Origin of the sequence: Stutzerimonas stutzeri (genome assembly GCF_024448955.1) — a bacterium.
Classification (GTDB): Bacteria; Pseudomonadota; Gammaproteobacteria; order Pseudomonadales; family Pseudomonadaceae; genus Stutzerimonas; species Stutzerimonas stutzeri_AQ.
Genome location: NZ_JAMOIH010000021.1, coordinates 37782 through 61545, shown reverse-complemented (window position 1 = coordinate 61545; position 23764 = coordinate 37782). Strand labels below are relative to the sequence as shown.

The 23764-nt window shown below is 51.2% G+C and carries 19 protein-coding genes; all 19 read left to right on the top strand.

Going from position 1 to position 23764, the window contains the following annotated elements; translation table 11 throughout:
* The first annotated feature begins 215 nt into the window (after positions 1-215).
* A complete protein-coding gene (locus NA645_RS19050; RefSeq protein WP_219852776.1) occupies positions 216-2585 on the top strand; it encodes a xanthine dehydrogenase family protein molybdopterin-binding subunit in 2370 nt (789 codons plus the stop codon).
* Entirely contained in the window at positions 2545-3402 is an 858-nt protein-coding gene (locus NA645_RS19045; protein WP_082916847.1) for an FAD binding domain-containing protein, read from the top strand. The genes NA645_RS19050 and NA645_RS19045 overlap by 41 nt, the downstream gene beginning before the upstream one ends.
* Complete coding sequence (locus NA645_RS19040) at positions 3399-4577, top strand: 2Fe-2S iron-sulfur cluster-binding protein (protein ID WP_256050246.1); 1179 nt, start codon at positions 3399-3401, stop codon at positions 4575-4577. Before NA645_RS19045 ends, NA645_RS19040 begins: the two co-directional genes overlap by 4 nt.
* 108 nt (positions 4578-4685) lie before the next feature.
* Positions 4686-6023 carry an MFS transporter gene (locus tag NA645_RS19035; RefSeq protein WP_181086766.1) on the top strand — a complete coding sequence of 446 codons (1338 nt, stop codon included), beginning with the start codon at positions 4686-4688 and terminating at the stop codon, positions 6021-6023.
* Between the two features lie 206 nt (positions 6024-6229).
* Positions 6230-7411, top strand: a complete 1182-nt coding sequence (hspB, locus tag NA645_RS19030; protein WP_064613869.1) for a 6-hydroxy-3-succinoylpyridine 3-monooxygenase HspB — start codon at positions 6230-6232, stop codon at positions 7409-7411.
* Positions 7412-7590: 179 nt separating this feature from the next.
* Positions 7591-8553 carry an alpha/beta fold hydrolase gene (locus tag NA645_RS19025; RefSeq protein ID WP_181086765.1) on the top strand — a complete coding sequence of 321 codons (963 nt, stop codon included), beginning with the start codon at positions 7591-7593 and terminating at the stop codon, positions 8551-8553.
* Between the two features lie 227 nt (positions 8554-8780).
* Positions 8781-9482, top strand: a complete 702-nt coding sequence (locus NA645_RS19020) for a maleate cis-trans isomerase family protein (RefSeq protein WP_181086777.1) — start codon at positions 8781-8783, stop codon at positions 9480-9482.
* The gene (locus tag NA645_RS19015) at positions 9482-10264 is read left to right on the top strand and encodes an alpha/beta fold hydrolase (RefSeq protein ID WP_256050245.1); all 783 of its coding nucleotides are present in this window, start codon (positions 9482-9484) and stop codon (positions 10262-10264) included. Before NA645_RS19020 ends, NA645_RS19015 begins: the two co-directional genes overlap by 1 nt.
* Position 10265: 1 nt before the next feature.
* Positions 10266-11297 carry a leucyl aminopeptidase gene (locus NA645_RS19010; protein ID WP_181086763.1) on the top strand — a complete coding sequence of 344 codons (1032 nt, stop codon included), beginning with the start codon at positions 10266-10268 and terminating at the stop codon, positions 11295-11297.
* Positions 11298-11332: 35 nt separating this feature from the next.
* Positions 11333-11977: an isochorismatase family protein gene (locus NA645_RS19005; RefSeq protein WP_181086762.1), complete on the top strand. Its 645-nt coding sequence runs from the start codon at positions 11333-11335 to the stop codon at positions 11975-11977.
* Positions 11978-12313: 336 nt separating this feature from the next.
* On the top strand, positions 12314-13639 hold the full coding sequence (locus tag NA645_RS19000) for an OprD family outer membrane porin (RefSeq protein WP_256050244.1): 1326 nt from the start codon (positions 12314-12316) through the stop codon (positions 13637-13639).
* Positions 13640-14016: 377 nt separating this feature from the next.
* A complete protein-coding gene (locus NA645_RS18995) occupies positions 14017-15906 on the top strand; it encodes a methyl-accepting chemotaxis protein (RefSeq protein WP_256050247.1) in 1890 nt (629 codons plus the stop codon).
* 685 nt (positions 15907-16591) lie between these two features.
* Positions 16592-17596, top strand: a complete 1005-nt coding sequence (gene qhpR, locus NA645_RS18990; protein WP_064613886.1) for an AraC-like transcriptional regulator QhpR — start codon at positions 16592-16594, stop codon at positions 17594-17596.
* A 72-nt stretch (positions 17597-17668) separates the two neighbouring features.
* Positions 17669-18241, top strand: coding sequence for a RidA family protein (locus tag NA645_RS18985; protein ID WP_256050243.1), 573 nt, complete (start codon positions 17669-17671; stop codon positions 18239-18241).
* A 58-nt stretch (positions 18242-18299) separates the two neighbouring features.
* Positions 18300-19736, top strand: a complete 1437-nt coding sequence (locus tag NA645_RS18980) for a flavin monoamine oxidase family protein (RefSeq protein ID WP_256050242.1) — start codon at positions 18300-18302, stop codon at positions 19734-19736.
* Positions 19737-19763: 27 nt separating this feature from the next.
* Positions 19764-20165: a c-type cytochrome gene (locus NA645_RS18975; RefSeq protein ID WP_082916852.1), complete on the top strand. Its 402-nt coding sequence runs from the start codon at positions 19764-19766 to the stop codon at positions 20163-20165.
* A gap of 49 nt (positions 20166-20214) precedes the next feature.
* On the top strand, positions 20215-21705 hold the full coding sequence (locus NA645_RS18970) for a flavin monoamine oxidase family protein (protein ID WP_256050241.1): 1491 nt from the start codon (positions 20215-20217) through the stop codon (positions 21703-21705).
* The gene (locus NA645_RS18965) at positions 21698-23131 is read left to right on the top strand and encodes an aldehyde dehydrogenase family protein (protein ID WP_064613884.1); all 1434 of its coding nucleotides are present in this window, start codon (positions 21698-21700) and stop codon (positions 23129-23131) included. Before NA645_RS18970 ends, NA645_RS18965 begins: the two co-directional genes overlap by 8 nt.
* Before the next feature lie 223 nt (positions 23132-23354).
* On the top strand, positions 23355-23741 hold the full coding sequence (locus NA645_RS18960; RefSeq protein WP_064613883.1) for a nuclear transport factor 2 family protein: 387 nt from the start codon (positions 23355-23357) through the stop codon (positions 23739-23741).
* The last annotated feature ends 23 nt before the right edge of the window (positions 23742-23764 follow it).

Here is a 23764-nt window from a genome sequence, read left to right as displayed (position 1 = left end):
AGCTTCAGGTCCGTGCGATCTGTGCCGAGATCTCGCCCTATTCGCGTGTGCTAACTACCTGCGCTGTCGGCCAGCAAACGTGACAGGCCGGGTATCGCATTGCGAAGCTGAAAATCCTATCGGCTGTGCTTGACACCATTAGGCAGTAATTATACCGTCATACATATAATAAATTGGCTGTCCCAGTTCGGGGATTGGCTTTGAGTCTTGCGCAAATGGGAGATACAGCCCCTATGACAAATTCAATCGGGTTGAGAGTCGAAAGGCGCGAGGATGAGCGACATCTTCAAGGGCGCGGGCGCTTCGTAGGAGACATCAGGCTCCCGGGTATGCTGGAAGTCGTTTTTGTTAGAAGTCCCGTCGCGCATGGCGTTATTCGCCAAATCATTAAGCCCAGATATTTGGAAAACCGGGTTTTTACGAATGCTGATCTTGTCGGGGTTCAGCCAATCACCACGCCAGTTACCACGCCCGGTTACCAACACAGCGAGTGCCCGGTTCTCGCCTCCGGCCGCGTAAGGTTTGTCGGCGAGCCGATCGCCGCTTGCGTGGCTCTCGACCGCGCTCAAGCGGAAGATTTAGCGGATGAAGTGCAGCTTGATATCGAAGAGATGTCGGCGCTCTCCACGGTTAGCCAGGCACTTGCACCCAATGCGCCGCTACTTCATGAAGGCTGGACAAATAACAGCTTTGTAGAAATGATAACTGAGGTGGATCTAGCTTCACTCGCACAAGAAGCGCCAGTTGTTGTTGACGTCGAGGTCGAGCTTTCACGTCAAACGATCCATCCACTCGAGGGAAGGGGGATCGTGGCGCATTGGGATTTCGAAGCGGACCAGCTGGTGCTCGCAATGTCGACACAGATCCCCCATCCGGTACGTAGCGGAATGGCCCAGTTCCTCGGAATTCCTGAATCAAAGATAAGGGTCACTCCACCAGACATTGGTGGTGGGTTCGGATATAAGCTTCAGCTCCTTCCCGAAGAAATTGTTGTTGCTTGGCTCGCGCTTAAGCATAGGACGCCTTTCCGTTGGGTAGAGGATAGGCGTGAGCATTTGGTGGCTGGGGCATGTACTCGACAAGCCAAGTACAAGCTGACTGGCTACGCGACCCCCGAAGGGCGGCTTGTTGGTTTGGATGCCGACATATGCATCGATAATGGCGCTTATTCCACCTGGCCATTCACGGCCGTTCTGGAAGGCTACTCCGCGCGAAGCAACTTACCTGGCCCGTATCAAATCACCCATTACCAATCACGGGTGAATGTCGTGGCTACCAATAAGCCCAGCTTTTGCCCGTACAGAGGTATCGCGCGGGTAGGTACATGCTTTGCGATTGAGTCAGTGATTGACGCGGTAGCTCACGCCGTTGGCCGTGAGCCGTGCGATGTTCGTGCGCTTAACTTGGTTCCGCCTGAGTCTATGCCGTTTCACGATGTTACGGGAAAAATGTTCGACGTTGGTGATTACGGAAAAAGCCTTCAACGCGCCCGAGAATTGATAGATTTCGACAAGTTCCGATCAGAGCAATCCTCTTGTTTGGCTTCGCCACGAACCTTAACAGGAATTGGCTTTGCAACGTTTTACGAGCAGACGGCTAACGGCGCGAGCTTCTTTTCATCTTGGGGTATGCCAGTTGTCCCCGGGTTAGATCAAGCAACTCTTAAAGTTAACGCTGATGGAACCCTGCAAGTGAAGCTGGGCCTCCAAGGTTTCGGTCAAGGGCTTGAGACCTCCCTTGCTCAAGTTGCGGCCACTGCGACCGGGTTTGAACTAAGCAAGATTCAGGTTCGTTTAGGGGATACCGAGCTAACACCTCATTCTGTCGGATCTTTCACATCCCGATCTGCAGTAATTGGCGCAGGCGCGATAGAGGCGGCATCCAAAGTTCTGAATCATAGGATTCGGACTGTCGCTGCGGGACTGCTAGGTGAAGTCAATCCCGATGACGTGGAGATTGACGAAGGGGCTGCTTACATCGGCGATCAAAGCGTCAGTTTTGAAGAAATCGCCCACATGTTCTATTTGAAACCGCATTTGCTTCCAACGTGTGCGCAGAATATCAAAAGCCTTGAGGTTACCGAAGGCTACAAAGTACCGGTTGATAGCGGAATCTTCGCTTATGGTACACACGCAGTTAAGGTTCAAGTCGATACAGAAACAGGTCAAGTTAATATTGTCGACTACGTAATTGTCGAGGACTGCGGAGAGCGTATTAACCCTATGATCGTGGAAGGCCAGACCATCGGTGGCGCCGCTCAAGGGATTGGTACAGCGCTTTTCGAAGAAAGTCCGTACGACGAGAACGGCCAACCACTTGCATCGACGCTACTAGATTACCTGCTTCCTGGCGCAGCGGAGGTGCCCCGCTTCCGGCTCGATCACCTCGTGAGTCCATCTCCGCATACAAGCTTTGGCGTGAAGGGTGCCGGTGAGTCCGGCACGATCCCTGCCGCAGCTGCGATTGCTAACGCAATAAACGATGCACTTTTACCGTTGGGGGCCAAAGTCCGCACTCTCCCAATGACGCCTCCACGGATACTAAATGCAATTGCAGCTGCGGGAGAAAATTATGAGGCCGTCTAAATTTGACTATGAGCGAGCCGACTCACTCTCAAGCGCTGTTGAAATGTTATCCGTTTCAGAGGGCATGGCGAAGCCAATGGCAGGAGGACAGTCCTTAGTGCCCATGATGAATCTTCGATTGGCGAGGCCAAATAATTTAGTTTCGATTCGCCGTTTACCAGAGCTGCAGGACATTCAAGAGGCGAAAAAAACTATCCGCATCGGCGCAGCGGTGACACATGCCGTACTAGAAGATCAGAATTCTGCAGACGTTACTGGCCGGTACCTCTCTTATGTCGCGAAAGGGATTGCGTACCGCGCCGTTCGAAACCGTGGAACCATAGGAGGCTCTTTGTGCCATGCCGATCCTGCAGCGGACTGGTTAACATCATTGAGCGCAATCGGTGCGGTTTGCAACATTCAGGGTGCTAAAGGGAAGCGCCAAGTCCCAGTGGAAGAGCTCATGATCGCTCCTTTCGTAAATGCTCTTGAGCGTAATGAAATCCTTGCGAGCATTGAGGTTCCGAAGCTATCAGCGACGGCTCGATGGGCTTATGTGAAGTTTTGCCAAAAAACCGGCGAATTCGCCAAGTCCATATGTGCGGTAGTTTTTGATCCATCAACAGGGGTATCGCGCGCATTTCTCGGAGGAATGGATGGACCGCCCTTATTCCTCAAGGAAACATCAAATCAGTTAGGCTCAGCCGACCCAGAAACGATGTTGAAAGTTGCGAAAAAGGAAATTCGAAGCAAGCTGCGGGAGGTTGAGGCTGATCGTCTAGCTATCCACCTGACAATGGTCGAAAGAGCTATAAGGCGGATTGAGGGTTACAAATGATGATTAACCAGGTTATTCCAGACCAGTCCGCGTGCTCTATCACGCTCACGGTAAATGGTGAAAAGATTGCCGCAACAGTCACGTCGAGAGATGTGCTTGCGGACGTTCTAAGAGAGCAGTTTCGCCTTACCGGCACACACCTCGGGTGCGATCAAGGAGTCTGTGGCGCATGCACGATTCTTATCGATGGCAAACCTCAGCGCTCATGTATTGCTTTTGCTGTTGATTGCGATGACTCAAATATCACCACCATTGAAGGGTTTCAAGATGACCCTACGATGTCCTATGTGAGGAAAGCTTTCCGTGAAAAGCACGCTTTGCAATGTGGGTTCTGCACCCCCGGCATGCTTATAACGGCACGCGATATTGTGTTGCGACTGGGAGACGTTGATGAAAATCGCATTCGGCGCGAATTAGCGGGGAATCTATGTCGGTGCACCGGCTATGTAGGAATAGTTGATGCGATTCGTTCAGTAAGTTGTGGAAAGGTGCCGACCGGTAGTGCAAGTCCGGTCGTGGTTCATCAGGAACGCGAGGCTATTCAGTCCGTTGCCAATGAAACTGACGAATCTTCGAAGCCTGAACCTAGCTTGAAGCGAGATGCTAAGGCCGACGACTTTCCAAACTCAATTTCACAGAGTGTGGAAATCGACCTCCCGCCAGATGAAGCATGGGCAGTTATGCGGGACCTTAAGACTGCCGCTAGCTGTATTCCTGGGGCAGAGGTTGTGAGCTTAACTGAACACGAAGTAACTGGAAAAATGCACATGGCTCTAGGCCCAATTAGGGCCCATTTCAATGGCGATGGAACTTACGAAATGAATGATGAACGCCGGGAAGGCTGGATGACGGTAGGGGGTCGGGATGCGTTGACTGGTTCCACCGCTACGGGTCGGATCATTTGGACGGTAAGACAAAACGGTGAGTCGGGCTCAGTCATAGATGTAGGTTTAGCATGGAAGCTCACCGGAGCGTTGGCTCAATTTGGGCGCGGCGGAATTGTCATCGAAACGGTTCGACGTCTTGCTTCTATGTTTGGAGAAAATCTAGAGCAACTGTTGCGCGAAGGAGCGTTAACTGAGCGAAAAAACGCGCCTGTCGGACTTCGGTCGCTTATCTGGCCGGTCATAAAATCTTGGGTAGCCGGACTTTTCAGACGAAACCCATCAGAATGATGCAATGCTGGTCCTTAACGTGTGGCCGAACTCTCAATTTAAAAGTGACGGGGTGGGCCGAGCTGTAGCCACGACTGTCATGGCTGAGTCCATAGGAAGACTAGTTAAATGTTAAATATTACAACAACAACAACTCCTAGCGAACCTGCACGCACCCAAGCACTGGGTGGTGTGCTGCGTACGCGCTCGATGATCGCTACTGGTCTTGGCAACATACTTGAGTGGTTCGACTGGACCATTTACGCAATTTTTGCATCATATATTGCGAAGGCGATGTTCGATCCGAGCGACCCAAGCTCCGCGCTCCTTTTAACATTGGCTATATTTGCAGTTGGATTTATTTCTCGCCCCCTCGGCGGGATCGTTTTCGGTACTCTCGCGGATTCATACGGTCGCAAAAGCGTACTGCTGATATCTATGGTGCTGATGGGTATCGGGAGTCTTATTATTACCCTCGCGCCGTCATATGAATCAATTGGAGGCGTGGCATCTTTGATTATCCTGGCGGCCCGATTGCTCCAAGGTTTCGCTCACGGGGGAGAGGCCACGGCTTCGTACACATATTTAGCGGAAATTGCACCTAAAGAGCGACGCGGCTTGTGGTCAAGCAGCATGTACTTCAGCGCTGGGCTGGGAAGTCTTCTAGCGTCCCTCGTAGGCGCATTCCTTACAAATGCTATATCCGCTGAAGATATGAATGCGTGGGGCTGGCGGATTCCTTTCGCATTGGGCGCGTTCCTTACCATTGTTGTCCTTTTTTTAAGGAGAAACATGATGGAGAGCGAAGTGCTTGAGGATTTTGCAACCAAAGCTAACAGCTCACGGTTAGCAGCAGAAACACCTAGGGAATGGACTAGCAAGAAAATTTTTCTGCGGTCGGTGGGTATTTTCTTCTACCAAGCCGGGGTAGGGATACCATTCTATATCTGGACTGGGTATGCGCTCGTGATTGCAATAACCCAGAGGGGAATGAATCCAAGTGATGCATTTACGGCAACTGTCCTAGCTCAGCTTGTATATTTGATTGCAGTACCGTGTTGGGGATACGTGTCCGACAAAATTGGCCGCAAACCTGTAACGATATTTTACTTCCTTTCCGTTGCCCTCTTGAACTATCCGGCTATGGCTATGATAACGGATCAGGCTTGGACGTTATTTGTGGCACAGGGCGGTATGCTCGCTTTGGTCGCATGTATAGGCGGGACAATGCCAGCGACTATCACTGAGCAAATCCCCACGAAATACCGAGCACGGGTAATGGGCGTTTCATTGTCAATTGGCGTTGCAGTCTTCGGAGGCACGGCTCCCTACCTCAACTCATGGTTAACGGAATTAAGCTACGGGTGGGTATATCATTTATACGTAGTGGCCATGGTCTTAGTAGGGGCTGCTGTGGTGGCATGCTGGAAAGAGACCAAGGGCATTGATCTCCGTTATGTCGGTTAAATAATCAAACCAGATAACTTTTCAACCACGCATTTTCTGAACTGAATGAAAAATAAGCCAGCCAACCTTGGTTTGACACACATATATATACGGCCATATAACTACGCTAACGGCCGGCTTACGTCATATGGGGGAGGCCGGATTCGTGCAATGCGTTTCGTTCATCCCGGTAGGGATCGGAAATCAAATTAATAAGAGGGTAAGTGATGAGTATTGATAAGCGCGTCATTATTGTCGGCGGCGGCCCGGTAGGGCTGCTAACTGCCTTGGGATTAGGCAAGGCGGGTGCGAATGTAACGGTACTAGAAGCTGAGAGTCAGCCCAGTGATAGCCCACGCGCGCTTGTTTACCACTTCCCGGTTTTGCCTCATCTTAAACGTCTAGGAGTGCTCGACGACTGCATAGCAGCAGGGTTAATGAGGCAGAACTTTGCATGGCGTGTGCACTCAACTGGCGAAATGATTTTCTGGGATCTTAAATGCCTCGAATCTGAGGTCGAGTTGCCATATGCGCTTCATTTAGGACAGGACAAGCTTTCTAAGATATTGATTAACCATCTTAAAGCCCTCCCAAATGTGGAAGTTCGGTATTCATCGCCCGTTGTTGATTATAAGATTAGTTCCCATTCGGTTCAGGTTGTACTTGGTGGTCAGTTCGCTGGACAAGTTATTGAGGGTGGATGGCTGGTTGGTGCCGATGGCGCTAACAGTTTTGTTCGGCAACAGGTCATGAAGCAAAACTTCTTTGGCATAACATGGCCGCAGCGATACGTTGCAACAAATACAAAGTTTGATTTCGACAGTCTAGGTTTTGGTAAAACCACCATGCAGGTGGATGACGTCTACGGGTCAGTTATATGCTGTATTGATAGTGATTCGCTATGGCGGGTCACTTTCATGGAGGATCCGAACTTACCCATGGATGGTATTTCAGACCGTATCGGTCAGATGTTCAACAAGCTTTTGCCGACTGACGATCCATATGAGGTGGTTGCCTATTCGCCGTACCGTATGCACCAGCGGGTTGCAGATACCATGCGCTTGGGTCGTGTTCTGTTAATTGGCGATGCAGCCCATTTGACTAATCCGACGGGAGGGCTTGGCCTAACGGGTGGTATGTTTGATGCGTTTGCGTTAACAGCTGCGCTAAATCAAATTATCCATGAAGGTCGTAGCGAAGAAGTCCTGGATGTTTTTGAAGCCGACCGTCGTAGAAAATTTATTGAGTTAGTTTCCCCGAGAGCCAGCGATAACCTTCGTAATTTGTATCACCAGAAGCAAGGTGTAGGCAAAGACGAGTGGGTGGACAACACTAGGGCTATCTCGAAAGATGTAGACAGAATGCGCGACGCACTCCGATTCCCAGAACACATGGAGACGTTCCTGTAATACGCGAAAGTTGATCGTGCCGGATTAGTGCTTTGCGGAACCCGGTCCGGCGCTATCGTTCGTTTTGGGTTTAGCGTCGCACAGTTCGTTGGCTGAGGGTGACAGACGGAAATGAACCTAGGCTTAGCTTAGCTTAGCTAAACTAAATCAAGTAATAGTGAGTAGGAGTGCTAGATATAATGCTAGACGAGCAGGCATTCAGAACCGCGCCGTCGACCAATCTTGAACTGGCCGACTTTGGTGGAATGTTTCTTACCAGTGCCCCGCTGTCGTGCAATGGTCGGAGTTTTCCAGGTATAAATGCTTACGTGCAATGGTTCAAACCTGTCAACCCTCATCCATTGTCTATTACGCTTGTACATGGTGGTGGTGGGCAAGGATCGGAATTTCTGACCACCCCTGACGGGCGCCCTGGGTGGGTACATGACTTTTTGAAAGCTGGCTTTTCGGTTTTTGTTCTAGACAGGCCGGGTCACGGCCGTAGTGGCTGGAATACTGATGTTTTAGGGCCCCATACACCTCATCCAGATTACGAAACTCTTTATCAAAGATTCGTCGATCCCAAAACTTTGGGTCTATGGGCACAAGCAGAAAGTCACGATCAATGGCCTGATCACGAGCCGCTTGCCGGTGATAGGTTCATGGCGAGCCAAGGTGTAATGGCCACAACCTTAACCGCAGCTCAACAACATGTAGAAGCGATTGCCCCGAAATTGTTTGAAGTCACCGGTGATACGATTTTGGTTTCGCATTCAGCAGGCGGGCCGTGTGGTTGGGCGCTGGCGGCTATCGGTGGGCATCGAGTCAAAGCCGTTGCTGCGGTAGAGCCGCTTGGATATCCGGGATTAGAGCATTCGTTTGGAGTATTTGATAACGGACTTTGCGCGGCGGAGCTGTCCGGTTCCCATGATCCTTTTGATAGGCCGATCTGCTTTGTGACAGGGCAGGCGACTTGGATGAGGGAAGCTAATAGTAAAGCTGTTAGTTATCTAAAAGATCTAAATTACGATGTCACTCATTTCCTTTTAGAGGAGCATGGGATTTTAGGGAACAATCACATGCTTATGTCAGAAAAAAACAGCAGTGACATCGCGCGCTTACTTGTTTCATGGTTTGAAGGGTCGGTAATGACAGCTCAATAGACAGTCGCTGCCAAGTACGAGAGCGATACTTTAGCTGTTTAGCGCTGCCGGTCGGTATACCGGATTAGCTAGCAGCTACAAAACGAACGGGCTCATTCTAACTCGCCGGTCATGCCTATAACACGTGCTGGGTTATTGGCGACTAAATTAAATGTTTTATATAAAAGAGGGTTTCGATAATGACTATCATTCGTGTCGGGCAGATCGTACCTAGCTCCAACATCACTATGGAGACGGAGATACCTGCTTTGCTGAAGGCAAGGGAATTAATAGCTCCTGAGCGGTTCACGTTTCACTCCTCTCGCATGCGAATGAAACATGTAACGAAAGAAGAATTGGCGCGGATGGATGGGGACAGCGACCGTTGCGCGCTCGAGCTATCTGACGCGCGTGTCGATGTGATGGGTTATGCCTGTTTAGTCGCCATCATGTCCATGGGGCACGGTTATCATCGCGCTTCGGCCGAACGTCTCCAAACAGTCACTGCGCAGAACGATGCTAAAACGCCGGTTATTACCTCGGCGGGAGCGCTTGTGGATGGTATTCGTGCGCTTGGTGCCAAGCGCGTAGCAGTTGTAACGCCATATATGAAGCCGCTAACTGAGCTAGTCGTTGACTATATTCGGAACGAGGGCATCGAAGTTGGAGATTATCGGGCGCTAGAAATCTCCGACAATCTTGCAGTAGCCGCACACGATCCAATGAATCTTCCAGACATCGTGGCCAAGATGAGAACGGATGACGTTGACGCGATCGTTCTTTCCGCATGCGTTCAAATGCCGTCACTGTCAGCAATAACTATGGTTGAGGCCCAGACCAGAAAGCCAGTTGTTTCAGCTGCAGTCGCTACGACGTGGGCAATGTTGAAAGCATTGAACTTGCCCACACGAGTTCCAGGCGGTGGCGCCCTTTTGTCGGGGGCGTACTAATGGAAGGTTACAACGTACATGCCAATGGGATTCGGCAACACATCCTTCATTTTCCGGGAAATGGTGAGCCGCTTCTTTTGGTTCCTGGAATCACTTCGCCCGCGATCACTTGGGGATTCGTGGCAGAACGGCTGTCAAAGTTCTACGACGTGCATGTTCTCGACATTCGAGGCCGAGGATTGAGTGAAGCAGGCGACCTCGATTACTCCTTGGACGCGATGTCGGATGATGTTGTAGCCCTGGTCCAACGGATGGGGGGTACTGTTGTTGTGTTAGGGCACTCTATGGGAGCACGTATCGCGATCCGTGCAGCACGCAAGAATTCGCAGTTATTCTCGAAGCTAATTCTTGTAGATCCGCCTGTCTCTGGGCCAGGGAGACGGCAATATCCAGCAAAGTGGCCATGGTATGCCGACTCCATACGCTTAGCCCAAAAAGGCTGCTCTGTTGACGAGATGCGAGTCTTCTGCCCAACTTGGACAGATCAACAGATCCAACTCCGCGCGGAGTGGCTACACACTTGCCAATATACGGCCATCAAAACAGCCTTCGATGGTTTTCATACAGATGATATACACGCTGACTTGTTAGAGTTGACGCTTCCTATCCGACTGATTGTAGCTGGCGGAGCGGATGTTATCCGCGCGGAAGATATCGCTGAGTTCGAGAGTCTCGCACCACAGACCAAGACCTATACTGTTCAAAATGCCGGACACATGATTCCTTGGGACGATTTGGAAGGATTCCTCGGCGCTGTCACCGATGACGCAAAGGGGGCCTAGGATGGATCACCTAAGCTTCACAGAAATATGCCTACACCAACTCAGGATGTCGGGAGTTAGGAACGGCGAGCGTCTTATCGTTCTAACCCAAGGAAACGACCGTCTAGCTTATGCGGATGCGTTTATGTCTGCGGGGCGGCAGCTTGGTGCCGAGATGTTTCATATGCGACTGCCGGCGCCTTTACCTTCAGAAGGGTGGGCCGTAGGTGTCACTGGTTTGGCGGATATGCCTGGCGCTGTCGAAGCTTTGAAAAACTGCGACATGCTCATTGATTGCATATTTCTTCTTTTCTCGCCTGAGCAAATGGCAATTCAAGCAGCGGGAACTCGCATTCTCACTGCCGTGGAGCCACCTGAACTACTAGCGCGATTGCAACCATTTCCAGAACTCCGCGAGAAGGTGACTATTGCTGCGGAGTTGCTAGACCGAGCTAAGGTGATGCGAATCACATCGCCTTATGGTACGGATGTAACTTATAAATTAAACACATATCCCACCGTTGCGGAATACGCATGTACGGATACACCTGGACGCTGGGATCACTGGCCCTCAGGTTTCGTGTTTACGGGCGGCGACGACGATGGAGTAGACGGAACAATTGTCGTCGCGCCAGGCGATATCCTTTTGCCGCAGCTGCTTATGGTTAGGGAGCCGATTACATATACGATCGAGAAGGGGTGGATTACCGATATTCGCGGCGGTCTCGAGGCGGATATAGTCAGCGCGTACATGGATTCATTCAATGACCCACAGGGAAGGGGAATGAGTCATGTTGGTTGGGGCATGAATCCTTATGCAAGGTGGCATAACTTTGTGCCCGGCCAGTTCCCTGGCGGCATGGGGATGGAGGCGAGAAGTTTCTACGGCAATGTCATGTTCTCTACTGGTCCAAATAATGAACTTGGCGGGTTAAATGACACAGCCTGTCATCTCGATATTCCATTGCGAAATTGCTCGCTGTTCCTTGATGACGCGCCTGTTGTCATCGCTGGCGATATCGTAGTTAAGGAAATCCAACTCGACGCAAGATGAACGCTACAGAGCGGCCCTTGTATTAAGGAGAGAAAATGTCTCAGGCTAATATATATGATACTGCAGGATTCGGGCGGCCCGTACCTAGAGGGTCTCGACCAGCAATAATTGTAGTAGATTTCTCGTATGGGTTCACTGACGAGCAATATCCCACGGCGTTTAACGCCGCCGGCCAAATTGCGCGCACGAAAGAAATATGTGATTACGCCCGACAGCTGGGCTTTCCAGTTATTTTCACTACCATCGCTTACCATCCGGCAGAAGTGGCGGTACTTCCTTGGCTGAAAAAAGCGTCGGGCATGGCCAATTTGGTTTTGGGAACGCGCTTGGTGGAAATTGATGAAGCTACAGGGATTCAGCCATCGGATATGGTCGTTGTTAAAAAGGGCGCCTCGTCTTTCTTTGGGTCCACCTTAGCCACTCTCCTAGCCGGATCCGGCACGGATACTGTTGTGATAACCGGGGCCACAACTTCAGGCTGCGTACGCGCGACTGCCGTGGATGCCGTTCAATCTGGCTTTAATGTTCTTGTGCCAGCTGATTGCTGTGCTGACCGCGCCTCACCTCCGCACGATGCAGCTTTATATGACATACACCAGAAGTATGGCGATGTGACTGATTCCGGCGATATCTTGAGATGGCTGAGCTCGTTGCAAGCGTCAACTTCTCTTTTAGGCTGAAAATGCTGCCCAGTGATGATATCAAATCATCCTCCACGTTGTTCTGTTATTTGTCTAAAAGCAAATAGATGCCAACGAAACACGGTGATTATGGTTTGATGTTAGAGGCTAGGAGGTGAGATTAAAAATTGACTTATTGATTAGCTGAGTTGAGCGTAGCACCGTGCGCCATTTAAGAATTGTCACTACGCAGCGAAAGTGATCGAGCGGTTGGCGTCTGTGACAGGCTGCTGGTCAGATCGGGGGCCTAATAATCCCGCCTGGTCTCTATTAGGATTCCCCGAATTCGCCACCAAAATCTATAACCTCTAATCTGTAGAATCTTGGGAGCAACAAATGAATAAGAATACCTCCCTGTATAGTCAGCTCGCCGGAGCCGCACTCCTGATAATTCCGGTAGGCTTTAGCTATGCAAATAGTCAGTCCGAATCTGCTGGGTTCGTTGAAGATAGTCGCCTCACCTTGCTCTCTCGCAACTATTATTGGCACCAGACGGGAGACTTAGGGGCGCAACGCGATTGGACGCAAGGTGAAATGTTAGATTTCACGTCTGGTTTCACCAAGGGTGCTGTTGGCTTGGGCATCGATGCTTTTGCTTATGGTGCAGTGAAGCTTGATGGAAGCGGCAGTCGTACGGGCTCAATGACTCTGCCTTATCGAGGTAACGGCCAGCCTGCTGACAATTACGGTAAAGCAGGCGGAAGTGTAAAGGTTCGCCTTTCAAATACTACACTAAGGTATGGAGACCTGCAGCCGCAGGTCCCGGTCTTTGCTACTGGAAGCTATTATCAGCTTAACCAAACCGCAGTGGGCTGGATGATAGAAAGCGCTGACGTCGAAGGTTCGATTATTTCTGCGGGCCACTTTACGTCTGGAACTGGTTACCTTTCCACAAATCGAAATGGTGAGCTTGGATTGGCTTTCGCTGGAGTTAGTACCACCCAAGTTGACTATGTTGGAGGTACGTACGGTCTTAAAGATAATCTATCACTGTCTCTGTATGGTTCTCGGTATGAGGACGTGATGGCGCAGTACTATGCAGGCGTTAACTATGTACATGTGTTTTCTGATACTCAGGCGTTGACTTTCGATTTTAATATATATCGTAGCCTCGACTCAGGTCGGGAGAAAGCAGGCGAAATCAACGTGACAGCTGCATCGCTCTCCTCCGCATTTACGACAGGGGCGCACACGTTTGTCGTCGCGTTACAGCGTAATGATGGTGACCAACCTCATGACTATGCTGCGATAGGCAGCAGACAATCTGGTGTTGGAGCAGGAGTATATAGCGACGGGCTATACTTGGCGAACGCTGCTGAACTGTCGGACTTCAATGCTCCGAATGAGCGCTCAGTTCAGGTTCGCTACGAGCTAAACATGCAAAGCTTTGGAGTTTCAGGTTTGACGTTAATGGCTAGGCATATACGTGGCCATGGCATCGATGGTAGCAGTGTCAGCTCCGATTCGGCCTACTTCGGTCTTTATGGGGAGTCTGAGAAGGAGCGTGAGACTAATTTAAGCGCTCAGTATGTTGCCGAAAGCGGGCCGGTCAAAGATCTTACCGCTAGGCTGGTCCAATCTTGGCATTCGGGTGACGGTAGCACTGGCGGTGATCTTACCCAAACCCGCCTTGTTATCTCCTACCCGCTTGAGCTTTTCTGAGCACATGAATGCGGGCGTTTTCCTTAGAAAACGTTCCGTTTTTCGGATGTAAAGATGTTTTGTTATTCAGCAGGTGATAAGTTAAATACCAGCTGCTGTGGAGCGCTTATTTAAACGTTGCCTTCGGGTCATTTTATTTGGCTTGCAGGCGACGAGGCTCTTTAACGATTAAGTGGCTTCCTGAGAATAAGGAAGCCGGTAGCAAAGCGCGAGCTATCCCAACCAAACCGGTATAATTATCAACGCTTGGGCATATGTAGGCTTGGATGAGTTAGCTTGATCCTGCGCCTAAGTGGCTATTTGAAGAAAGTGTCTCAGATAAGAAATAATAAGGACGTAGCTTGCATATGACCCAGAAAATCCCTCGGACACGCGCCATACTTAGTCGACTAAAGTTTAGCCGTAAAATATTGGTGGCCGCGTCATCGGTGGTCATCGCCGCTTTCACTTTGTTTACTCTCTACAACGATTTTTCGCAACGCATGGTTATTCAGGCGAAGCTCGAGAGCTACCTAGATGAGATGGGGGGCGTAGCCGCTAGCAACATTGCCAACTGGCTTGCTGGGCGTCTGGTTTTGCTAGAAAGCACAGCCCAGACCGTTGCCCGCGATAGTTCGAGTATAGAAGTTCAAGCGCTCGTTAAACAGCCAGCGCTCAACTCGGCTTTCGCTTTCACGTACCTTGGTAGGAGTGATGGAGAGCTGATTATTTTTCCTTCCTTCAGCATGGAGGCTGGCTCTGATTATCGATTAGAGCCTTGGTACAAGCATGCGCTCGAGTCTGGAACGACTACTCTGACCGGACCATATCGTGATGGCTCGACTGGAGAGCTGGTCATTGCTGCGTCAACGCCTGCGCAAAGCGGAGCCGAGAGCCTCGGCGTGGTGGGCGGCGACATTAATCTTAAGGTGCTGGTGGATATCATCAACACACTGAACTTCGACGGAATGGGCTATGCATTCCTAGTTAGCAGCGAAGGCAAGGTACTTGTGCACCCGGATCAGACCAAAGTTATGAAAACCTTGGCCGAGCTGTATCCTAACAATACGCCTTCGGTGACAAGTGGATTTATCGAGGCGGAGCTCGATGGACAGCAGCGCATCCTCAGCTTCAGCCCCGTCCAGGGCTTGCCTTCTGTGACTTGGTACGTAGGCATATCTGTGAGTAAGGAAAAAGCTTACGCGGCGCTTTCAGATTTCCGTATATCCGCATTCCTAGCTGCCCTGATTGCAGTGGTGCTCGTCATAACGCTGCTAGGCATGCTGATAAAAATGTTGATGCGTCCCCTCACGGACATGAGCCAGGCGATGGCTAGCATTGCCGAAGGGGAGGGCGACCTCACTCGCCGCCTCGCCGTACATTCACGGGACGAGTTCGGAAAGCTGGCGTTGGACTTTAACCGCTTCGTCGGACGTATACACGAATCGATTCACGAAGTCTCCTCCACAACGTTGCAGGTAAACGAAGTGGCACAGCGAGTACTGGATGCCTCTAACTCATCGATGGCCAACTCTGACGAGCAGGCGAGCCGGGTAAACAGCGTCGCGGCAGCAGTCAACCAGCTCGGCGCAACTGCCCAGGAAATCGCCCGTAACGCAGCTGACGCTTCGCAGCGGGCCGGTGCTGCCAGCCATCAAGCCAAGGAGAGCCGCAAAGTTGTTCAGCAAAATATCGACGCGATGAAGCTGCTCTCTACCAATATCAGCGCGTCTTGCGCCCAGCTTGAGGCCCTCAATAGTCAAACTGCCGAGATAGGTCATATTCTTGATGTAATCCAGGGAATCTCAGCTCAGACTAATTTGCTCGCGCTCAATGCTGCCATCGAAGCGGCCCGTGCCGGTGAAGCTGGGCGTGGCTTTGCAGTCGTGGCCGATGAGGTGCGCAGCTTGGCGCATCGTACCCAGGCCTCCGCTCACGAAATCCATGTAATGATCGAGAAACTTCAGGTCGGGGCACGGGATTCGGTATACCTAATGACTGAGAGCCGGCGTCAGAGCGACGAAAGCGCGTACATCGCCGATCAGGCCGGCGAGCGACTAGCCAGCGTGACCCAGAGCATTGCCGAGATCGACGCGATGAACCAGTCGGTGGCGGCGGCCACCGAGGAGCAGACCTCAGTAATCGAATCGCTAAATCAAGACATTACGGAGATAAACACGCTCAACCAAGTAGGCGTCCAAAATCTGCAGTCGACCCTGGGCGCCTGCGCTGATTTAAGGCAGCAATCCACTCGGCTCAAAGAGCTCGTGGGTGGCTTCCGGATTTAGCCTTGCCGCAATACGATGAACTAGGCCCGATATGGCTCGCCTCTGGCTCGATGTAACCTTGGCCAGGTTATTGAAGCGTGCGCGACAACGCACCGATGCTGCCGCTTGAACGCTGGGGTGCCGTCTAGTTCAACGAACGCAAGTAAGGCCGCCTGCTTATAACTGCGGCTAAAGCCGCTCCAGGCGCGTATTCGCGATTCCGCCGCAGCGAAAGAGACATGGCTCACTCATGCGGTCGATAAACATAATCCTTACCAATCAAGACGCCGCAACCCCGCTGTCAGAAGAGACAGGTCCTTGCAGGGGCGACGTGCGAGCGGACCGTTCCCATCTAATCTCATCATCCTTGGTCGAACGGCCATGCTGGATCGTCTCTAGGTGCCCAAGCAGTTGCGGCCTCGGTTGTGCGGGGGATGTTGATGCCTTGTTAACGCTAAATAACATCAATAGTGATCGAGCGTCTCTAACCTCAAAGCGCTTACCTAGCGAGGCCTGTATGCATGTGCTAACCGGGAACACGGTTAACCTATCGGACAGTCTGAGCGGGTCGATACCTGCATGCATTTCAGTCTCGCTTGGCTGTCTCGTAAACTGACGGTTGGGCCGAGCGTGCGCTTGCTGTAGATCGCTCACGCACGCTGATGCGGCGTCACATATTTGAGAGGCTGATGGCGAGGGCGATTAAATGAGCACGAAAGATTCAACACAAATATCTGAGACAGTCCTTAGCCCGTTTCGTGAGGTTGTAGAGCCTTATTTGGAGCGCCTTGGTATTGACCGGCTGGTACTAGACGACCCGGACGCCGAAATAACGGATCGTAAATTCGTTGAGCTTCTTGAGCTTATCTCTATTGAGGAAGATCAGTATATCGGGCTGCACATGGCAATGAGGCTCAAGTGCAGTAATTGGGGGGTTTTCGGCCATGCAGTGCGCAATGCGCCAAATGTACTGTCCGCACTCAACGTCATGGCAGGCTTCGTCAACGTTTTTTCCCAAGCAGTAGAAGAGCAACTTGTTCAAACTGAAGATGCTATCGGCCTCTCGTATCGTCTGAATGATTCTGGGATCACACATCGTCGTCAGGATTCAGAGTTTTCACTCGCTGCGATTACCTCCATGATTCGCGAGGCGACTGGGACGGATATCAAACCGCGATTGGTTCACTTCGAACACGCTGCGCCAAGATTCACTCGCGAGCATGAAGATTTTTTCGGTACTGCCCCAAAATTCAAGCAACCAATCAATGCAGTAATGTTTTGCCGCTCTGTCTTGGCCAAGCCAGTCGTGAATGCCGATCAGAGGCTGTACATGCTTTCTCTCCGTTACCTCAGTGAGCGCCTGGTGGAGCGGCGAGTCGAACATAGCGTTGCGGTAAAAATCAGCCAGATTGTGGGTCGTCAACTTCAGGCTGGTGTGCCGTCCCTGGCCCAAGTTGCCAGCGCTATGCATATGAGTGAGCGTACCCTGCAACGACGTTGCAATAACGAAGGTGTCGATTTCCTTCATCTAGTGGATCAGGTCCGTCACCAAGCAGCAGTCGATCTCCTTAGGAAAAATAACAGCTCGCTTACCGATATAGCGTCGGAGCTAGGTTATTCGCAGCTCAGTGCTTTTAGTCGCGCGTTCCGTCGCTGGACAGGATTGACGCCAAAGCAGTACCGGGATGTGTACTCTGAAGAGCTGCGCTAGCGGTTGCGGTGTCAAAATCCGGTAATAATGGCGTGTGCGGTTAAGTGAAATGGCGCGCTAGGTCAAACGTCGATGCCCATCGATGAGATAGGCTTTGAAACACAAAACAACAAAACAAAAGGGGTATGTGTAATGACCGTTACCAATCAACGCCTGCGGCAGTTATCTTTCTTTCAAAAATTCGGCACAGGTAGCAAGGTTTGCCTGATCGCCCTTATGTCTTTAGCTTCAACACAACTGCTTGCGGCAGAGCCCAAGCAAGCTTTTCACCTCAATCCTGAATTCGAGCAGCAATACGGTTTTTCAATTGCAGTCAAGGCGGGCGGGTTTCTTCATATCGGTGGCGTAACAGCCGTTGATGAAGAGGGAAATGAAGTATACGCCAATGATGCTAACAAGCAAATGCAGCTTATTTATGAGCGTCTGGGTGCGATCCTGGCCGCTCATGATGCAGACTTTAGTAGCGTTGTCAGTGAAACTATCTACTACAAGACCGATAACGAAACCTATATCAAAGCTCTAGACGTTAGAACTGCCGCGTATAAAGGGGTAGTGGCGCCTAGCGCAGCCGGTGTGAAAGTGGCCGACTTCGTGAGCGATAAGACCCTTATAGAAATAACAGCTGTGGCGTATCTCGGTGAATAAGCGGCTTGCTAGTTTGATCGGTTCAGTAGAATTACAACGATACTAAAGGTGTCAGTTAATGGATGACAAACTAAACAAAGGCCTTAGTCGTAGATCTTTTATTGGAGGCGCGGCGGCAGCAACGGCCGGTGCTGCGGGGCTTGGGCTCATTGCATCTGCAACCGCTTCCGAGAACAGCACTTCCAAGCGGGCGACCAAGTTTGATTATGACGTGATCGTGGTTGGTGGCGGCTTCGCTGGCGCGACGGCTGCGCGTGAATGTGGCCATCAAGGCTACCGAACTCTTCTGCTTGAGGCACGATCGCGCCTGGGTGGGCGCACGTTCACTTCCCATTTTGCCGGCCAGGAAATCGAGTTTGGCGGAGCGTGGGTCCATTGGTTGCAGCCTCACATTTGGGCGGAAATGCAACGCTACGGTCGAGGGGTAGTGGAAGACCCTCTAGCAAGCCTAGACAAGACTCTAGTTATGTATAACGACGGAAACGTTGAAGAGCTTTCGCCTGAAGTATTTGGAACGAACATCAAAGTCGCTTTCGAAAAGATGTGCCATGACGCCTGGGAAGCATTTCCGCGGCCACATGAGCCCATGTTTACCGAGCGAGCCCGTAAGCTAGATAAGCTGTCCGTCTTGGATCGTATAAATGAGCTGGAGCTGAGTCGCGCCCAGCGAGCAGAGCTTAATAGCTTCATGGCGCTTTATGCTGGTGAGACCACAGATAAATATGGTCTCCCTGGAGTTCTCAAGTTATTTGCCTGTGGCGGGTGGAGCTACAGCGCTTTTATGGACACGCAGACTCACTATCGGATAGAGGGAGGCACTATTGGTTTAATCGAGGCCATGTTGGACGATAGCGGTGCCGAGGTCCGATTAAACGTGCCGGTTATCTCAGCGGAGCAAATAGCCGGCGGGGTTCGCATCGAAACTGACGATGGTGAAACGATTACCGCCGCAACAGTTATCATGACGGTTCCGCTCAATACCTATCGCCACATTCAATTCACTCCGGCCCTATCGCAGGGTAAACAGCGCTTTATTCAAGAAGGGCAGCTCAGTAAAGGCGCTAAGCTTTATGTTCATGTTAAAGAAAATCTCGGCCGAGTTTTTGCTTTCGCTGATGAACAACAGCCGCTTAACTGGGTCCAGACTCACGACTACGGCGATGAGTTGGGGACAATACTGTCGATTACCATCGCGCGCGCAGAAACAATCGACGTGAATGATCGTGATGCTGTTACTAGGGAAATCCGGAAACTGTTTCCCGGCGTGGAAGTTCTAGGAATAGCTGCCTACGATTGGACTGCGGATCCGTTTTCATTGGGCGCATGGGCCGCCTATGGTGTCGGCCAACTGAGTCGATTGACAGACTTGCAGCAACCTGAAGGGCGCATTTTATTCGCGGGCGCGGAAACAAGTAACGGCTGGCACGCCAACATCGATGGCGCGGTGGAGAGTGGTCTCCGCGCCGGACGCGAAGCGAAAGAAATATTAGGTTAGCCAACGTTATAACTGGATTAAGTGATCATGATAAAACAAAAGTTTCAAGCCGTGTTGTTGTGCCTGGGGGCGCTGTTTTTTGGGGCTACTTCTTCTGTCGCTACAGCCAGTGAAAATTGCAATCCAGATAATGGTAAAAAGATCTTTCAGACATGCGCGGTTTGTCACAGCAATGACAATACAGGGAAACACGGACCTGCGGCGCCGAATCTTCACGGTGTGGTTGGCCGGGAGGTTGGCAAAGTGCCGGGTTATAAGTTTTCTTCCGCACTGCGTAAGTCGGGCGACACCTGGACCGTAGAACATCTTGATGCGTTTCTTAACAGTCCAATGGGGGTCTATCCGCTTACCCGAATGGCGTTTTCCGGCCTGAAGAATGAACAAGATCGGCGCGACGTAATATGCATGCTGAATCAGACGTCCAACTAGCCGGTCGTCCAAGCGACGGCTTGTAAAATAAGAAAGGGGTAAAGATAACATGGCTAACGATAAGGGTGATATAAGCAAGGACGGTGTATCGCGACGCAAATTTCTTGGCGGTGCCGTTATTGGTGCTGCTGCTGCAGGCGTTGGCTCTCAGATCCTATCACTGTCCGCTACGGCACAGGGGGCGGATAAAGAAAGAGTTGGTCCGCTGCAAAGCAACGTAGATTACGATGCCGTCGTGATCGGAGGTGGGTTTGCGGGGGTAACGGCTGCAAGGGAGTTGAGCCGATCCGGCTTGAAAACATTAGTGCTTGAGGGCCGGAGTCGCCTAGGTGGCCGCACGTTTACGTCTAAGCTCGATGGTGAGAAGGTGGAGCTTGGAGGTACTTGGGTACACTGGACCCAGCCTAATGTGTGGACTGAGGTCATGCATTATGGATTAGAAATCGAGGAAACCGTCGGTCTCGCTAGTCCTGAAACTGTTATTTGGGTTACTGATAATCAGGTGAAGCGAGCGCCGGCGGCAGAGGCGTTCGAAATATTTGGCGCCGCTTGTACTGAATATTACAAAGAAGCGCACAACATCTACCCACGTCCCTTCGATCCTTTCTTTGCAAAAAAAGCGCTCCAGGAGATGGATGGGTTGTCAGCTTCTGAGTACTTAAATAAACTGTCCCTAACCCGCGAGCAAAAAGACATGATGGATTCATGGCTTAGCGGTAATGGACATAACTACCCAGAGACGATCGCTTATAGCGAGATTATGCGCTGGTTTGCACTCAGCAACTTCAACATGCCCACTATGTTCGACTCAATTGCCAGATATAAAATTAAATCAGGTACCGTGAGTCTTCTGGAGGCCATGGTTGCTGAAAGTGATATGGAAATTCAGCTTTCAACGCCTGTGCTAAAAGTTAAGCAAGACAGTCATAGGGTACTTATCACCACTGAAGAGGGCACAATTGCGGCATCGGCAGTTGTCATGGCAGTGCCTTTAAACACGATGGGTGACGTTGAGTACAGTCCGCGTCTCTCTGATGCAAAGTCAGAAATTGCCTCCCAAGGCCATGCGGGTAAGGGTGTTAAGGGTTACATTCGTATAAAGCAAGATGTAGGTAACGTAATGACCTATGCGCCCGCTAGAAACGATGTAACGCCTTTCACTTCGGTGTTTACGGACCACGTCGGTGAGAACGGTACATTGCTTATCGCTTTTTCCGCCGATCCGAAACTGGTCGACATTAATGATAGCAAAGCGGTCGAAAAGGCCCTGCAACCCCTTCTCCCAGGCGTGGAGGTCACGTCCAGCTATGGCTACGATTGGAATCTCGATCCATTCTCTAAGGGCACTTGGTGCACTTATCGACCGGGTCAGACAACTCGCTATTTAACCGAGTTGCAGAAGCGCGAAGGACGACTCTTCTTCGCTGGTTCCGACATGGCAAACGGCTGGCGTGGTTTTATAGACGGCGCGATAGAGAGCGGTCGGGAGGTTGGGTATCAGGTTGCTAGCTATCTCAAGGGAAAAAATGGCAATGCGTGATTACCGAGAGTTTTATATAGACGGGCAATGGGTGATGCCGAAAGGCGCTCGTGAAGCCGAAGTCATAAATCCTGCGAATGAAGAGATTGTCGGGGTCATCTCGCTGGGCACCGAGGAGCACGTTGATCTGGCAGTGCAGGCTGCGCGGCAAGCTTTCGACGGCTGGTCCCGTACAACCAGAGATCAGCGTCTTGATCTGCTAGACCAGGTATGCCGAGCATTTGAGTCCAAACTTGATGAGATCGCCAAGGCTATCACTGAGGAAATGGGTGCTCCGCTGGCCCAGCTATCCCGTCCGCTACAGGCGCCGGCCGGTCTGGGGCACTTCCTCACGGCAACTTCCATATTGCGCGATTATGATTTTGAGGAGTCCCTCGGAACGACTCGTGTGATACGGGAACCAGCTGGCGTTTGTGGTTTGATAACACCTTGGAATTGGCCATTGAACCAAATCGCTGCGAAAGTGGCGCCCGCGTTGGCGGCCGGATGCACGATGGTATTGAAGCCAAGTGAGATCGCTCCGTTTTCTGCTTATTTGCTTGCTAAAATCTTCGATGAAGTTGGAGTTCCGCCTGGGGTGTTCAACCTAATCAATGGCGACGGCCCTGGCGTGGGCGCTCCCCTAGCTGCCCATCCAGACGTGGACCTGGTTTCCTTCACCGGCTCCACCCGAGCAGGTACCCTCGTTTCGATAGCTGCGGCACCGACTGTTAAGCGTGTCGCCCTCGAATTGGGTGGTAAATCCGCCAACATTATCTTAGATGACGCTGATTTGGAGACTGCAGTTAAGCACGGTGTGAGCACAATGATGCTTAACACCGGGCAGAGCTGTAACGCTCCATCTCGTATGTTGGTTCCGCTTTCGAGGATAGATGAGGTCGAACGATTAGCCGAACAGTTCTGCAAGGAAATCATGGTCGGTGATCCGATGAATGCGGATACCAACTTGGGGCCTCTGGCTAGCGCAATGCAGTATGAAAAAGTGCAGGAATGTATTCGGCAGGGCGTGGCCGAAGGAGCCAAGTTGATTTGTGGGGGCTTGGGACGTCCAGAGGGGATCGAGTCTGGCTTTTTTGCGCAGCCCACTATTTTCAGTGCGGTTAACAATCAGATGCAGATCGCTAAAGAAGAGATCTTTGGGCCCGTCTTATGCATCATGCCTTACCGCGATGATGATGAGGCGATCAAGATAGCTAATGACAGCTGCTACGGGCTTTCTGGCTATGTTAGTTCCGGAAGCCTGGAGCGCGCTCGGAAGGTCGCTAAACAACTACGCACCGGCGCCGTACATCTCAATGGGGCGGCACTCGACTTCACCGCACCGTTTGGCGGTTATAAGCAGTCTGGTAATGGCCGAGAGTGGGGGAAGTACGGTTTTGAGGAGTTCCTTGAGATAAAGGCAGTGATGGGTTATGAGGGGTCGTAGAAATCATCTTTACAGGCTTTCCTTATCGAGCGTCACCCAGGGTTATTCGCCCCTCTGTTCCGTCTCGGCTAGCGCTTGGCTACATGGTTGATAATAGATTGTCGCCTAACAACAGATAGATTATAGCTCAAGTTTGCGCACTTTATTAACTAGGGTTAAATCAGCTCCGTTGCTTTTGGGTTGATTTCGGCACGATGAATCCACACACCAAGAGGAAAACGTAATGTCATCTGAAAAGCGAAACTTAGAGCAAGCGACTTCTAGGTTTGTTGATGCGAACAACAAAGCTGATTTGGACGCAGCCATGAATTTTTTTACCGATGATGCGGTTTTCGAAGATATCTATGGTGGGCGCCACTCTGGGGTTACGGCTATCCGCAATGCGCTCCAACCATTTTTTGATGGAACATTTGGCAGGGTGCAATACGTTGGCGAAGACCTATTCATTGACGAACAAGCAGGTAAAGTAATGGTTAGTTGGCGCTGCAACCTTGAATTAGGCGGCAAGCCAGCGTATCTCCGGGGTTTGGATCTGCTTCATTTTAACAACGGTAAACTTGTTGCGAAGCTGGCTTACGGGAAGGCCAGCGAAGCTCTGTTCGAGCATTAATTCGGGCAGGCTTGCCCTGAGCC